The sequence below is a fragment of the Streptococcus infantis genome (genome assembly GCF_047464415.1).
Lineage (GTDB): Bacteria > Bacillota > Bacilli > Lactobacillales > Streptococcaceae > Streptococcus > Streptococcus infantis_AE.
Genome location: NZ_JASHBX010000068.1, coordinates 1 through 515 on the forward strand (window position 1 = coordinate 1; position 515 = coordinate 515).

The 515-nt window shown below is 49.3% G+C and carries 1 protein-coding gene; it reads right to left on the reverse strand.

The genetic code is table 11. The annotated features are described in order from the left end of the window. A partial coding sequence (locus tag QM460_RS10520; protein WP_414290066.1) for a hypothetical protein occupies positions 1 to 515 on the reverse strand: 515 nt, incomplete at both ends.

Sequence of the window (515 nt, forward strand, 5' to 3'; positions counted from 1 at the left end):
AAGTGCAAGTACCTCAGCAAGTACATCGGCCTCAACAAGTGCAAGTACATCTGCTAGCACGTCAGCATCAACAAGCGCAAGTACATCAGCAAGTACATCGGCATCAACAAGTGCAAGCACGTCAGCATCAACAAGCGCAAGCACATCAGCAAGTACATCCGCATCAACAAGTGCAAGTACATCTGCTAGCACGTCAGCATCAACGAGCGCAAGCACATCAGCAAGTACATCGGCCTCAACAAGCGCAAGCACATCAGCAAGTACGTCAGCATCAACAAGTGCAAGTACATCAGCAAGCACGTCGGCATCAACAAGTGCAAGTACCTCAGCAAGTACATCGGCATCAACAAGCGCAAGCACATCAGCAAGTACGTCAGCATCAACAAGTGCAAGTACGTCAGCAAGTACATCTGCTAGCACGTCGGCATCAACAAGTGCAAGTACGTCAGCAAGTACATCGGCTTCAACAAGCGCAAGCACTTCAGCAAGTACGTCAGCCTCAACAAGTGCAAGTA